Raw genomic sequence first — 12,609 nt, 5'->3', positions numbered from 1 at the left:
CACTGCGCGCCGACATCGACTACGGTTTCGCCGAAGCGAAGACGACCTACGGAATCATCGGTATCAAGGTGTGGATCTACAAGGGCGAAGTATTTGACCTGCACGCCGCGAGCCAGGAGACGAAGGAAGAGGGCCGTGAGGCGCCGCGTGGCGAACGCCGCGAGCGTGGCGAACGCGAACCGCGCGAGCATCGTGAACCGCGCGAAGCACGTCAGAAGTAAGGAACGGATATGCTGCAACCCAAACGTACCAAATACCGCAAGGTCCAGAAGCAGCGCAACCGCGGCCTGAGCTTCGTCGCGAACAAGGTCAGCTTCGGCGAATACGGCCTGAAGGCGACCACGCACGGTCATCTGACCGCGCGTCAGATCGAGGCCGCGCGCCGCTGCGTGACGCGCTTCGTCAAGCGCGGCGGCAAGCTGTGGATTCGCGTCTATCCAGACAAGCCGATCAGCAAGAAGCCGATCGAGGTCCGCATGGGCAACGGCAAGGGCAACGTCGAGTTCTGGGTTGCCGTGGTGCAGCCCGGTCGCATGTTGTACGAAATCGAAGGCGTGTCCGAAGTCGATGCACGTGAAGCGTTTCGCCTCGCCGCGGCCAAGCTGTCGGTGCAAACCCAATTCGTGAATCGCACGGTGCTGTGATGGAACTCAAAGATCTCCGTAAACAATCCGCACAGGATTTGAACGAACAGCTCATCGAGCTGCGTCGCGAACAATTCAACCTGCGCATGCAGAAGGGCGCGGGCCAGCAGACGCAGACGCATCATTTCAAGCGCGTGCGCCGCGAAATCGCACAGGTCAAGACCCTGCTCGGCCAGAAGCCGGCGGCGAAGTGAAGGCACAAATCATGAGCGAACAAGTCAAATCCCAGCGCACGATCGAAGGTCGTGTCGTCAGCAACAAGATGCAGAAGACGGTCACCGTGCTGCTCGAGCGCCAGGTGCAGCATCCGCTGTACGGCAAGATCGTGCGCCGTTCGACCAAGGTGCACGCGCACGACGAGAAGGGCGAGTGCAAGGAAGGCGACATGGTGCGCATCGCTGAAACCCGCCCCCTGTCCAAGACCAAGAACTGGCGTGTGGTCGCAGTGCTGACGCGCGCCGCGCAGTAACGTGGAAGGTTTAGGAGACTCAACATGATCCAGATGCAATCCACGTTGGCCGCAGCGGACAACAGCGGCGCCAAGCTTCTGTTCTGCATCAAGGTGCTCGGCGGCTCCAAGCGCCGTTACGCCGGTATCGGCGACATCATCAAGGTGTCGATCCGCGATGCGATTCCGCGCGGCAAGGTCAAGAAGGGCGAGGTCTACGACGCGGTGGTCGTGCGTACGCGCAAGGGTGTGCGTCGCGCCGACGGTTCGCTGATCCGTTTCGACGGCAACGCCGCCGTGCTGCTCAACAACAAGCTCGAGCCGATCGGCACGCGCATCTTCGGACCGGTCACGCGCGAGCTGCGCAGCGAACGCTTCATGAAGATCGTCTCGCTCGCTCCTGAAGTGCTCTAAGGATTATGTAGAAGAATGTTTTTGAGCCCCCTTGAGTTAAGGGGGCGGCGAAAGCCAGGGTTGTGGAAGTGCCACAGCGTGGGTCGAAGTCAACGAGATCCGTGCTCCATTGAAATAGGAACATTGTAATGAACAGAATTCGCAAAGGTGATCAAGTCATCGTGATCACCGGCAAATACAAGGGCCAGAAGGGCGAAGTGCTGCGCGTCGCGGAAGATCGCGTCGTCGTGCAGAACATCAACCTGGTCAAGCGCCACACCAAGCCGAATCCGCAGGCCAACCAGCCCGGCGGCATCATCGAGCGCGAGGCGTCCATTCACCTGTCCAATGTGGCGCTGTTCAATGCAGCGGCCGGCAAGGGCGAACGCGTCGGCTTCAAGACGCTCGAAGACGGCCGCAAGGTGCGCGTATTCCGCGGCACCGGCGAGCAGGTCGACGCATAAGGAGAATGGACATGACGACCCGTTTGGAAAAAGTATATAAAGACACGATCGTGCCGAAGCTGATCGAGCGCTTCGGCTACAAGAACGTGATGGAAGTGCCGCGCATCAGCAAGATCACGCTGAACATGGGCGTGGGCGAGGCCGCCGCGAACAAGAAGGTTCTGGAAAATGCGCTCGCCGACATGACCAAGATCGCCGGCCAGAAGCCGATCGCGACCTTGTCGAAGAAGTCGATCGCGACGTTCAAGATCCGCGACGGCTGGCCGATCGGCTGCAAGGTCACCCTGCGGCGCACGAAGATGTACGAGTTTCTCGATCGCCTGGTCAGCATCTCGCTGCCGCGCGTGCGCGACTTCCGCGGCGTGTCCGGCCGCGCGTTCGACGGTCGTGGCAACTACAACATGGGCATCAAGGAACAGATCATCTTCCCGGAAATCGATTTCGACCAGGTCGACGCGATGCGCGGCATGGATATCGCGATCACGACCACGGCGCGCACGGACGAGGAAGCCAAGGCGCTGCTCGAAGCTTTCAGCTTCCCCTTCCGCAATTAATTTTCAAGAGATACGACAATGGCCAAGGCTAACATGGTGGAGCGCGAGAAAAAGCGCGCGAAAATCGTGAAGAAATATGCGGCGAAGCGCAAGGAGCTGAAAGCGATCGTGCTCAGCCCGAAGGCTTCGTACGACGAAAAAATGGCGGCGCAGACCCAGTTGCAGAAGTTGCCGCGCGACGCGAGTCCCACGCGTCAGCGCAATCGCTGCGAACTGACCGGTCGTTCGCGCGGCGTCTACCGCAAGTTCGGTCTCGGCCGGCACAAGCTGCGCGAAGCGACCATGCGCGGCGACGTGCCCGGGCTGCGCAAGGCGAGCTGGTAAGAATGTCGTGGGGCGCGATGAATTGCGGCCTTACATCAACGTGATATCGATGCTGAATACAGGAATCCAATAATGAGCATGACTGATCCAATTGCGGATATGTTTACGCGCATCCGCAACGCGCAGGCGATGGCCAAACCGACCGTGCGCATGCCTGCGTCCAAGACCAAGCAAGCCATCGCCAAGGTGTTGAAGGACGAAGGCTACGTACGCGATTTCCAGGTCAACAAGGCCGAGAACAACAAGGCCGAACTGGAAATTGCGTTGAAGTATTTCGAAGGCAAGCCGGCGATCGAGAGCATCAGCCGCGTCAGCCGCTCCGGCTTGCGCGTGTATCGCGGCAAGGACGCGCTGCCGAAAGTGATGGGCGGTCTCGGTATCGCCATCGTCACCACGCCGGCGGGCATCATGACCGATGCGCAGGCGCGTGCGCAGGGCGTCGGCGGCGAAGTCATCGGCACCGTTGCCTGATAGGTATCGAGTAATTATTGAATAGTCCGGTCAGGATGACCGGGTTCCTGATCAGGACGATCATTGGAGCTTTCTATGTCACGTGTAGCTAAGAAACCGGTCACCCTTCCCAAAGGCGTCGAATGCAACGTCGCCAAGGATGCGGTTACCGTCAAGGGCCCGAAGGGCACGCTCAAGCTCGCTTCAATGCAGGGCGTTGAAGTCGGCGTGCAGGGATCCGAAATACTGTTCAAGGCCGCTACGGCGGACAGCCTGAAGTTGGCGGGTACGGCGCGTGCGCTGGTCGCCAATATGGTGAAGGGCGTCAGCGAAGGTTATCAGCGCAAGCTCGAACTCGTCGGCGTCGGCTATCGCGCCGCGCTGCAGGGCAAGGAACTGAACCTGTCGCTCGGCTTCTCGCATCCGGTCGTGTTCCATGCGCCCGAAGGCATCACGATTACCGTGCCGACGCAGACCGAAGTGCTGATCGCCGGTGCGGACAAGCAGCGCGTCGGCGAAGTCGCCGCGAAGATTCGCGCGTTCCGTCCACCCGAGCCGTACAAGGGCAAGGGTGTGCGTTACTCGGGCGAAAAGATCAGTTTGAAGGAAGCCAAGAAGGCCTGATGCGGATTCCTCCGCGAAGTAGCGACCCTGTGTGGCCGCGCTTTTCGACAAAGCCTTCAGCTCCCAGGAGACCAGTGAGATGAGTGAGAAAAACGAAAACCGACTGCGCCGCGCCAAAGCCACGCGCAGCCATATCCGCAAACTCGCCGTGCCGCGCCTGACCGTGCATCGCAGCGATCAGCACATCTACGCCCAGGTCATTTCGGCCGACGGCGCGAAGGTGCTGGCTGCCGCATCGACCGTGCAGAAAGCGATCGCCGGTGAGTTGAAGGGCACCAAGAACAAGGCTGCCGCAGTGGCCGTCGGCAAGGCCATTGCCGAGAAAGCCAAGGCGGCGGGCGTGGAAAGCGTGGCGTTCGATCGCTCCGGTTTCCGCTATCACGGCCGCATCGCGGCGCTGGCGGATGCGGCGCGCGAGGCGGGGTTGAAGTTTTAAGGCAGGGTCCTCAGCCCTGAAGCACCAACAATTCTAAGCGGCCTAGCCGTAAGCAAAAGTCCACACCGATTGTCGGGTGGCAACAAGGTGAAAAGATAATGTCAAGCAACGAACGTGAAAACAGCGACGGCATGCTGGAAAAACTCATTGCCGTCAACCGCGTGGCCAAGACGGTCAAGGGTGGTCGGCAGATGAGCTTCACCGCGCTGACTGTGGTCGGCGACGGCGCCGGCAAAGTCGGTTTCGGCTACGGCAAGGCGCGCGAAGTGCCGGTCGCGATCTCCAAGGCGATGGAGCGCGCACGCCGTGGCATGACCAGCGTGAAACTCAACAACGGTACCTTGTGGCATGCGGTCAAGGCCAACCACGGTGCGGCGCGTGTGTACATGCAGCCGGCATCCGAAGGTACGGGCGTGATCGCCGGTGGCGCCATGCGCGCGGTGCTCGAAGTGGTCGGTGTGAAGAACGTGTTGGCCAAGGCCCAGGGTTCGCGCAATCCGATCAATCTGGTGCGCGCGACGATCAAGGGCCTGGAAGCGATGGCGACCCCGCAGCGCATCGCTGCCAAGCGCGGCAAGAAAGTCGAAGAGGTGGGCGGTTATGGCCAAGGCTAAGACAACGGACAAGGCGGCAACGATCCGCGTGCGCCTGTTCAAGAGCATGAACAGTTGCAAGTGGAACCATCGCCTGAGCGTCAAGGCGCTCGGCTTGAACAAGCTCAACGACGTGCGCGAGCTGAAAGACTCGCCGCAGGTGCGCGGTCTGATCAACAAGGTCAGCTACCTCGTGCGCGTCGAAGAAAGCGCGTAATCCGCGGATTGCGTTTGCGCAAAAGTATACTGGAGTTATCTCATGCGTCTTAATACTCTCAAACCGGCCAAGGGCTCGCGCAAAGTGCGCGTGCGCGTCGGTCGCGGCATCGGTTCGGGCTTGGGCAAAACCGCTGGTCGCGGCCACAAGGGCCAGTACGCGCGCTCCGGCAAGGGCAAGGTCAAGCCGGGCTTCGAAGGCGGCCAGATGCCGCTGCAGCGCCGTCTGCCGAAAGTGGGTTTTCGGTCCAAGCGCGCACACCAGGTGTCCGAAGTACTGCTGTACAACCTCGAGAAGGTTACGGCTGACGTCGTCGATTTCGCCGCACTCAAGGCCGCTGGCCTGGTCGGTGCACGTGCCGAACGCGCCAAGATCGTGAAGAAGGGCGAGCTCAAGCGCGCCATCAAGCTCAAGGGTGTGGCGGTAACGGCGGGCGCCAAGGCTGCGATCCTCGCGGCCGGCGGCAGCGTGGAGTAAGGCGTGTCGTCATCCCAAGCCAGCATGCTCGCCGGGCTCGGCAAACTAACCGAGCTCAAGCAGCGGCTCCTGTTTCTGGTCGGTGCGCTGGTCGTGTATCGCCTCGGCGCGTTCATTCCGGTGCCGGGGGTGAATTCCGACCAGATGACCCGGCTGATCGAGCGCCAGGGCGGCGGCTTGATCGACATGTTCAACATGTTCTCGGGCGGCGCGCTCGCGCGCTTCTCGGTGTTCGCCCTGGGCGTGATACCGTATATTTCGGCTTCGATCATCGTGCAGATGTTCGCCTCGGTGATTCCGTCCTGGCAGGCACTGCGCAAGGAAGGCGAGTCGGGCCGGCGCAAGCTGACCCAGTGGACGCGCTTCGGCACCGTCGGCCTGGCGTCGTTCCAGGCGTTCAGCATCGCGGCGATGTTGATGCACCAACCCGATGTGGTTTATGCGCCAGGTCCTGGTTTTATTTTCACCGCGGTCATCGCGCTGACGTCCGGAACCATGTTTCTGATGTGGCTCGGCGAGCAGATGACAGAGCGCGGTATCGGCAACGGCATTTCGATGCTGATCTTCGCCGGCATCGTCGCCGGTCTGCCGGCGGCGACCGTGCACACGCTGCAGATGGCGCAGAACGGCGAGCTCAATTTCGTCAAGGTGCTGCTGGTGCTGGTGATCGTGCTGGCGGTGACCGCCTTCGTCGTCTTCGTCGAGCGCGGCCAGCGCCGCATCACGGTCAACTACGCGCGGCGCCAGGGCGGCGGCCAGGCGTACATGAACCAGAGTTCGCACCTGCCGCTCAAGCTCAACATGTCGGGCGTGATCCCGGCGATTTTCGCCTCGTCGCTGATCATGTTCCCGGCGACGGCATCGTCCTGGTTCAGCAACGGCGCGGACATCCGCTGGCTGCAGCAGGTCACCGCAGCGCTGAGTCCGGGCGAGCCGCTGTACGAAATGCTGTACGCGGCGCTGATCATCGTGTTTGCGTTCTTCTACACGGCGCTGGTCTTCAATTCGAACGAGACGGCCGAGAATCTGAAAAAGTCGGGCGCCTTGATTCCGGGTATCCGTCCAGGCAAGTCGACGGCCGAGTATATCGACGGCGTTCTGACGCGCCTGACCGGGGCCGGCGCGCTGTATCTCGTCGCGGTGTGTCTGGTTCCGACCTTCCTGCAGCAGACCTGGCATGTGCCGTTCTATTTTGGCGGTACCTCGCTGCTGATCGTGGTCGTGGTGGTGATGGACTTCACCGCGCAGGTGCAGGCGCATATGGTGTCGCATCAGTACGAAAGTCTGCTGAAGAAGGCGAATCTGAAGGGTTACGGCCGTGGCTCGGGTGGCGGGCGTTAAAGCGCGGCCTGACACGGCGATCAAGAGAAAGATTTCGTTATTCGGGCGCGATTCAAAGCTTCCGGTGGCGAAAAAAACCGGTTATAATCGAAAGTTCACTGCGTCATAGGCGCATGCTGTCGAGAAAATTGAGAAGTGCGGCCCGGATGGCCGCTTTTTGCTCGGGCGGGAAGCCAGTGAGAATATCGGAGAGAGAAACATGGCGCGCATTGCAGGGGTCAACCTGCCGGTCCAGAAGCATATCGTGATCGGACTGCAAAGTATTTTTGGCATCGGCCGCAGGCGGTCGAAGCTGGTCTGTGTCGCGGCGGGCGTGGACCCGGCGACGAAGATCAAGTCGCTGACCGAGGCCGAAGTCGACAAGCTGCGCCAGGAAGTGGCGAAGTTCGTCGTCGAAGGCGATCTGCGTCGCGAAGTCGGCATCAGCATCAAGCGCCTGATCGATCTGGGCACCTATCGCGGCCTGCGTCATCGCCGCGGTCTGCCGCTGCGCGGCCAGCGCACGCGCACCAATGCGCGCACGCGCAAGGGTCCGCGCCGTGCGATCAAGAAGAACTGAAAAAATTCAAAATTTCTACGGAAAACCAAACTCATGAATAAGCCGGTCGCTGCTAAGACCAAGAAGAAGACCAAGCGCGTCGTCACCGATGCCATCGTGCACGTGCAGGCATCGTTCAACAATACCGTCGTGACGATCACCGATCGCCAGGGCAATGCCTTGTCATGGGCGACTTCGGGCGGTGCCGGTTTCCGCGGTTCGCGCAAGTCCACCCCGTTTGCGGCGCAGGTCGCGGCGGAGAAGGCCGGACGCGCGGCGCAGGAATACGGCGTGAAGACGCTCGAAGTGCGCATCAAGGGTCCCGGTCCGGGCCGCGAGTCCGCGGTGCGTTCGCTGAACGCGCTCGGCATGAAAGTGACCAACATCATCGACGTGACGCCGATTCCGCACAACGGCTGCCGTCCGCCCAAAAAGCGTCGCGTCTAAATAAGAACTAGAGAATACTCATGGCACGTTATATCGGACCTACCTGCAAACTCGCACGTCGCGAAGGCGCGGACCTCAATCTCAAGAGTGCGGCGCGTGCGCTGGACTCCAAGTGCAAGCTCGAGCAGAAGCCCGGCCAGCACGGCGCCGGCGGTGCGAAGAAGTCGCGCCTGTCCGACTACGCGGTGCAGTTGCGCGAGAAGCAGAAGGTCAAGCGCATCTACGGCCTGCTCGAAAAGCAGTTCAGCAACTACTACGTCAAGGCTGCGCAGACCAAGGGCAATACAGGCGAGAACCTGTTGCGCATGCTGGAAAGCCGCCTCGACAACATCGTCTATCGCATGGGCTTTGCGGTGACCCGCGCGCAGGCGCGCCAGCTGGTGTCGCACAAGGCAATCGAAGTCAACGGCAAGAAGGTCAACCTGCCGTCGTACGCGGTCAAGCCGGGCGACCTGGTCGCGATCGTCGAGAAGTCGCGCAACCAGTTGCGCATCAAGGAAGCGCTGACCCTGTCGCAGGAAATGGATCAGGCGCCGGGTTGGGTCGAAGTCGATGCGAACAAGTTCGCTGGCACCCTCAAGGCGCTGCCGGAGCGTTCGGATCTGCCGAGCGACATCAACGAGAGCCTGATCGTCGAGTTGTATTCCAAGTAATACCAGCTTGCGTCCGGAGCAGTCCGGATGCGGCGTCGAGCGGGTTGAAAATCCGCCGTTGCACCAAAATATATTTGTATCCCCTTTTCCCCTTTACGGAGAGTGTAGTTCATGGCTTCTTCGCCTACTACCATCCTGCGCCCGCGCGGTCTGCATGTGGAACACACCGGCGTTAATCGCGCCAAAGTCTCGGTCGAACCGCTGGAACGCGGCTTCGGTCACACCTTGGGCAACGCGCTGCGGCGCGTGCTGCTGTCCTCGATTCCCGGCGCGGCAATCACCGAAGTCGAGATCGACGGCGTGCTGCACGAGTACACGACGCTCGAGGGCCTGCAGGAAGACGTCATCGAAGTGTTGCTCAACTTCAAGGACGTCGCGATCCGCCTGCACAATCTCGACGAGACCACGGTCACCCTGTCCAAGAAGGGCAAGGGCGTGGTCACCGCCGGCGATATCAAGCTCGATCACAATGTCGAGATCCTCAATCCCGAGCACGTGATCTGCCATCTGACGCGCGATATCGCGCTCAATATGCGCTTGAAGATCGCACGCGGCGTCGGCTACCAGCCGGCCACATCGCGCCGCCGCCCGGACGAGGAAAGTCGCCCGATCGGCCGCCTGCAGCTCGATGCGTCGTTCTGCCCGGTGCGCCGCGTCGCCTATGAAGTCGACAGCGCCCGCGTCGAACAGCGCACCGATCTGGACAAGTTGATTCTCGACATCGAGACCAACGGCACGATCGACGCGGAAGAAGCCGTGCGCAAGGCCGCGGAAATCCTGCAGGACCAGCTCACCGTGTTCGGCGATTTCACGCGCCGCGAATCGGAGACGACAAAGACCGACAAGGCCGGCGTGGATCCCGTGCTGCTGCGTCCGATCGACGATCTGGAACTCACCGTGCGTTCGGCGAATTGCCTGAAGGCCGAGAGCATCTACTACATCGGCGACCTCGTGCAGCGCACCGAAGTCGAGCTGCTGAAGACGCCGAACCTGGGCAAGAAGTCGTTGACCGAGATCAAGGACGTGCTGTTCACGCGCGGCTTGTCGCTCGGCATGAAGCTGGAAAACTGGCCGCCGTCCGGCCTGCAGCACGGCATGCAGATGAATTGAGATTCACCGAAAGATCAGCTCTTTGCCGTCATTCCCGCGAAAGCGGGAATCCATCTTGATCCTGAGCCGGTCTTGAAAAGCAAAATGGATTCCCGCTTGCGCGGGAATGACGACAGAAACAAGGGACGTTCACGAACTCAAGAGTTCACTTTTTGTGAATTACTACAAAAAGACACAATTATAAATCTACACTAGGAATTATTTATGCGTCACATGAAATCCGGTCGCAAACTCAATCGTACGAGCAGCCATCGCGAAGCGATGTTCAAGAACATGGCTGCCTCGATCATCAAGCACGAGCTGATCCGCACCACGCTGCCCAAGGCCAAGGAACTGCGCCGCGTCGCCGAGCCGCTGATCACGCTGGCCAAGACCGACAGTGTCGCCAATCGCCGCCTCGCGTTTGCGCGTCTGCGCGACAAGGTTGCGGTGGGCAAGCTGTTCGTCGAACTCGGCCCGCGTTACCGCGAGCGCAAGGGCGGCTATCTGCGCATCCTCAAGTGCGGATCCAGAGTCGGCGACAATGCGCCGATGGCCTACGTCGAACTCGTCGATCGTCCGCGCACCGACACTGCCGCTGCCGCCGAATAAGCGCAGGCAGATTCGCACGCACGCGGCCTCGACGCGAAATCGTCGGGGCCTTCTTGTTTTGGGTTGCGGAACGTCACGCGCGCCGCGCTGTCTCTGACCAACACCGTCGCTAACGGAAAATCACGATGTTCAATCCGTTTCAATGGCCTTATCGCGTTCAGTACCTCACCGGTTTTGCGGTTTGCGCGGCGCTGCTCGCCTACGCGATCCACGTACAGCTCGACCTTGGCATCGAGCCCTGTCCGCTGTGCGAATTTCAGCGCTTTGCGTTTATCGCGATGGGCATCTTTTTCCTGATCGGCGGCCTGCACAACCCGCGCGCGTTTGGGCGGCGCGTCTACGCCTTGCTTGTTCTGCTCGGCGCCTGTGTGGGCATCGGTATCGCCGCGTATCACTTGTGGGAGCAGCACCTGCCACCCGATCCGCTCGCTGGCTGCACGCCGGGCTGGAACTATATGGTCGAGAATTTCCCGATCGGCAAAACGCTGAAGATGGTGTTCAGCGGCCATGGCGACTGCGCCGAAATCAACTGGACCTTCCTCGGCCTCGCGATGCCCTTCTGGACCCTGGTTTGCTATGTGTTGCTGGGTGTGGGTGCGGTATGGGCAGGCTTGCGCAAACGCTGAGCCCACAGGTTGCCGCGCAGCATCAATCTGGCATGATGCAGGAATTGATAGACGATGAGTAACGCCATGCGTGTGGACGAACGAAATCTCGCTCCGGTCAACGAAGCCAGGGACTGGACGCCGGCGTCGTGGAAAAACCGGACCGCGGTGCAGCAGCCCGTGTATGCGGACGGCGCGGCGCTTGAGCGTTCGGTCGCCGAGTTGCACGAGCTGCCGCCGCTGGTCACCTCGTGGGAAGTGCTCGCGCTCAAGCGCAAGCTCTCGGATGCCGCGGAAGGACGCTGCTTCCTGCTGCAGGGCGGCGATTGTGCCGAGAGTTTTTCCGACTGCAATTCGTCGCTGATTGCCAATCGCCTGAAAGTGCTGCTGCAGATGAGCCTGGTGCTCGTGCACGGACTCAAGATGCCCGTGGTACGCGTCGGACGTTTTGCCGGTCAATATGCCAAGCCGCGCTCGGCCGACACTGAAACGCGCGACGGCGTAACCTTGCCCTGCTATCGCGGCGACATCGTCAATGCGCCGGAATTCACCGCCGCTGCGCGCGAACCCGATCCGCGCCGGCTGATCGAGGCGCACACCAAATCCGCGATGACGATGAATTTCGTGCGCGGCCTGATCGATGGCGGCTTCGCCGATCTGCACCATCCCGAGTACTGGGATCTGGCCTGGGTCGAGCATTCGCCGCTGCAGGACGAATACCGGCATATGGTCGAAGCGATCGGCGATTCCGTGCGTTTCATGGAAACGCTGGCCGGCGAATCGCTGGGCAGTTTCAACAAAGTAGATTTCTATACTTCGCACGAAGCGCTGCTGCTCAACTACGAGCAGGCGGTCACGCGCAAGGTGCCGCGCCACTGGGGTTGGTTCAACCTGTCCACGCATTTCCCGTGGATCGGCATGCGTACGGCCGCGCTCGACGGCGCACATGTCGAATACTGCCGCGGCATCCGCAACCCGATGGGGCTAAAGGTCGGCCCGGGCGTGAAGCCCGAGCAATTGCTGCGCGTGATCGATGCGCTTAATCCCGACAACGAGCCCGGGCGTCTGACCCTGATCACGCGCATGGGTGCGACCAACGTGGAGGCCGAGCTGCCGCAACATTTGAGCGCGGTGAAGGCCGAGGGCAAACGCGTGCTCTGGTGTTGCGATCCGATGCATGGCAACGGCGAAACGCTGGCGAGCGGTGTGAAAACGCGGCGTTTTGCGAATATCCGCGCCGAGCTCGATCACGCCTTCGACATCCATGCCGCCTGCGGCACGCGCCTCGGCGGCGTGCATCTGGAGCTGACCGGCGAAAACGTCACCGAATGCCTCGGCGGCGCGCGCGATCTGACCGAGATCGACCTCGCGCGCGCGTACAAGTCCACGGTCGACCCGCGCCTCAACTACGAGCAGTCACTGGAAATCGCCATGCTGATCGTGCGCAAACGTGGCGGCACGCCTGCGCTGCCATCCGCAAAATAATTCGACCCGAAACCGCGCGCGTCACAGCTCGACATGCACACGCAGCCCCAGAAATTTTGCCGGCCCGCGATCGCGGTTGTAGCCCGGATTGCGGATGAACTGGAAATCCGGGCTCAAGGTGACGTGCTTGAGCGTTTCCGCGGCATAGTATATTTCTACAATCTGTTCGCGCGCATAGTCGATGCGCCCGTCGCCGAGCAGAAAGCCGCTGCCAC

At 61.1% G+C, this 12,609-nt stretch carries 22 protein-coding genes and 1 pseudogene; 22 read left to right on the top strand and 1 reads right to left on the bottom strand.

Annotated features, from left to right (window positions below):
- The 22 genes and pseudogenes from VIE67_RS06175 to VIE67_RS06070 all read left to right on the top strand — a co-directional run.
- Positions 1 to 221 (top strand): annotated as a pseudogene (locus tag VIE67_RS06175) (30S ribosomal protein S3); the annotation flags it as partial.
- A gap of 9 nt (positions 222 to 230) precedes the next feature.
- Positions 231 to 644 carry a 50S ribosomal protein L16 gene (gene rplP, locus VIE67_RS06170; RefSeq protein ID WP_332024335.1) on the top strand — a complete coding sequence of 138 codons (414 nt, stop codon included), beginning with the start codon at positions 231 to 233 and terminating at the stop codon, positions 642 to 644.
- Entirely contained in the window at positions 644 to 838 is a 195-nt protein-coding gene (rpmC, locus tag VIE67_RS06165; protein ID WP_332024333.1) for a 50S ribosomal protein L29, read from the top strand. Before rplP ends, rpmC begins: the two co-directional genes overlap by 1 nt.
- A gap of 11 nt (positions 839 to 849) precedes the next feature.
- A complete protein-coding gene (gene rpsQ / locus VIE67_RS06160; protein WP_332024331.1) occupies positions 850 to 1,113 on the top strand; it encodes a 30S ribosomal protein S17 in 264 nt (87 codons plus the stop codon).
- 24 nt (positions 1,114 to 1,137) lie between these two features.
- Positions 1,138 to 1,506, top strand: coding sequence for a 50S ribosomal protein L14 (gene rplN, locus VIE67_RS06155; RefSeq protein WP_332024329.1), 369 nt, complete (start codon positions 1,138 to 1,140; stop codon positions 1,504 to 1,506).
- 128 nt (positions 1,507 to 1,634) lie between these two features.
- Positions 1,635 to 1,949, top strand: coding sequence for a 50S ribosomal protein L24 (rplX, locus tag VIE67_RS06150; protein WP_332024327.1), 315 nt, complete (start codon positions 1,635 to 1,637; stop codon positions 1,947 to 1,949).
- A gap of 11 nt (positions 1,950 to 1,960) precedes the next feature.
- On the top strand, positions 1,961 to 2,503 hold the full coding sequence (gene rplE / locus VIE67_RS06145; protein ID WP_332024325.1) for a 50S ribosomal protein L5: 543 nt from the start codon (positions 1,961 to 1,963) through the stop codon (positions 2,501 to 2,503).
- Positions 2,504 to 2,521: 18 nt separating this feature from the next.
- Positions 2,522 to 2,827: a 30S ribosomal protein S14 gene (gene rpsN / locus VIE67_RS06140; protein WP_332024323.1), complete on the top strand. Its 306-nt coding sequence runs from the start codon at positions 2,522 to 2,524 to the stop codon at positions 2,825 to 2,827.
- A gap of 72 nt (positions 2,828 to 2,899) precedes the next feature.
- Complete coding sequence (gene rpsH / locus VIE67_RS06135) at positions 2,900 to 3,298, top strand: 30S ribosomal protein S8 (protein ID WP_332024321.1); 399 nt, start codon at positions 2,900 to 2,902, stop codon at positions 3,296 to 3,298.
- Positions 3,299 to 3,373: 75 nt separating this feature from the next.
- Positions 3,374 to 3,901 (top strand): 50S ribosomal protein L6, encoded by a 528-nt coding sequence (gene rplF, locus VIE67_RS06130; RefSeq protein ID WP_332024319.1) that lies wholly within the window; start codon positions 3,374 to 3,376, stop codon positions 3,899 to 3,901.
- 79 nt (positions 3,902 to 3,980) lie between these two features.
- Entirely contained in the window at positions 3,981 to 4,337 is a 357-nt protein-coding gene (rplR, locus tag VIE67_RS06125; protein ID WP_332024317.1) for a 50S ribosomal protein L18, read from the top strand.
- A 98-nt stretch (positions 4,338 to 4,435) separates the two neighbouring features.
- Positions 4,436 to 4,951 (top strand): 30S ribosomal protein S5, encoded by a 516-nt coding sequence (rpsE, locus tag VIE67_RS06120; RefSeq protein WP_332024315.1) that lies wholly within the window; start codon positions 4,436 to 4,438, stop codon positions 4,949 to 4,951.
- Positions 4,938 to 5,147 carry a 50S ribosomal protein L30 gene (gene rpmD, locus VIE67_RS06115; RefSeq protein ID WP_332024313.1) on the top strand — a complete coding sequence of 70 codons (210 nt, stop codon included), beginning with the start codon at positions 4,938 to 4,940 and terminating at the stop codon, positions 5,145 to 5,147. Before rpsE ends, rpmD begins: the two co-directional genes overlap by 14 nt.
- Before the next feature lie 42 nt (positions 5,148 to 5,189).
- Entirely contained in the window at positions 5,190 to 5,624 is a 435-nt protein-coding gene (gene rplO, locus VIE67_RS06110) for a 50S ribosomal protein L15 (RefSeq protein ID WP_332024311.1), read from the top strand.
- Positions 5,625 to 5,648: 24 nt separating this feature from the next.
- Positions 5,649 to 6,965, top strand: coding sequence for a preprotein translocase subunit SecY (secY, locus tag VIE67_RS06105; protein ID WP_414707300.1), 1,317 nt, complete (start codon positions 5,649 to 5,651; stop codon positions 6,963 to 6,965).
- A 199-nt stretch (positions 6,966 to 7,164) separates the two neighbouring features.
- Positions 7,165 to 7,524 (top strand): 30S ribosomal protein S13, encoded by a 360-nt coding sequence (gene rpsM, locus VIE67_RS06100; RefSeq protein ID WP_332024306.1) that lies wholly within the window; start codon positions 7,165 to 7,167, stop codon positions 7,522 to 7,524.
- Positions 7,525 to 7,557: 33 nt separating this feature from the next.
- The gene (gene rpsK / locus VIE67_RS06095) at positions 7,558 to 7,950 is read left to right on the top strand and encodes a 30S ribosomal protein S11 (protein WP_332024304.1); all 393 of its coding nucleotides are present in this window, start codon (positions 7,558 to 7,560) and stop codon (positions 7,948 to 7,950) included.
- A gap of 20 nt (positions 7,951 to 7,970) precedes the next feature.
- Positions 7,971 to 8,603, top strand: a complete 633-nt coding sequence (rpsD, locus tag VIE67_RS06090; RefSeq protein WP_332024302.1) for a 30S ribosomal protein S4 — start codon at positions 7,971 to 7,973, stop codon at positions 8,601 to 8,603.
- Positions 8,604 to 8,714: 111 nt separating this feature from the next.
- Positions 8,715 to 9,713, top strand: coding sequence for a DNA-directed RNA polymerase subunit alpha (locus VIE67_RS06085; protein ID WP_332024300.1), 999 nt, complete (start codon positions 8,715 to 8,717; stop codon positions 9,711 to 9,713).
- 204 nt (positions 9,714 to 9,917) lie between these two features.
- Entirely contained in the window at positions 9,918 to 10,304 is a 387-nt protein-coding gene (rplQ, locus tag VIE67_RS06080) for a 50S ribosomal protein L17 (protein ID WP_332024298.1), read from the top strand.
- Positions 10,305 to 10,429: 125 nt separating this feature from the next.
- The gene (locus VIE67_RS06075; protein ID WP_332024296.1) at positions 10,430 to 10,930 is read left to right on the top strand and encodes a disulfide bond formation protein B; all 501 of its coding nucleotides are present in this window, start codon (positions 10,430 to 10,432) and stop codon (positions 10,928 to 10,930) included.
- A 54-nt stretch (positions 10,931 to 10,984) separates the two neighbouring features.
- Positions 10,985 to 12,394, top strand: coding sequence for a class II 3-deoxy-7-phosphoheptulonate synthase (locus tag VIE67_RS06070; protein ID WP_332024294.1), 1,410 nt, complete (start codon positions 10,985 to 10,987; stop codon positions 12,392 to 12,394).
- 21 nt (positions 12,395 to 12,415) lie between these two features.
- Here VIE67_RS06070 and VIE67_RS06065 read toward each other — a convergent pair.
- The coding region (locus VIE67_RS06065) for a carbohydrate porin (RefSeq protein WP_332024292.1) at positions 12,416 to 12,609 on the bottom strand (194 nt) is incomplete at its 5' end.

Origin of the sequence: Rudaea sp. (assembly GCF_036560865.1) — a bacterium.
In the GTDB taxonomy this organism is placed as follows: Bacteria; Pseudomonadota; Gammaproteobacteria; order Xanthomonadales; family Rhodanobacteraceae; genus Rudaea.
The sequence above is the reverse complement of the archived record's forward strand: the minus strand, read 5'-3'. Positions and strand labels throughout refer to the sequence as shown.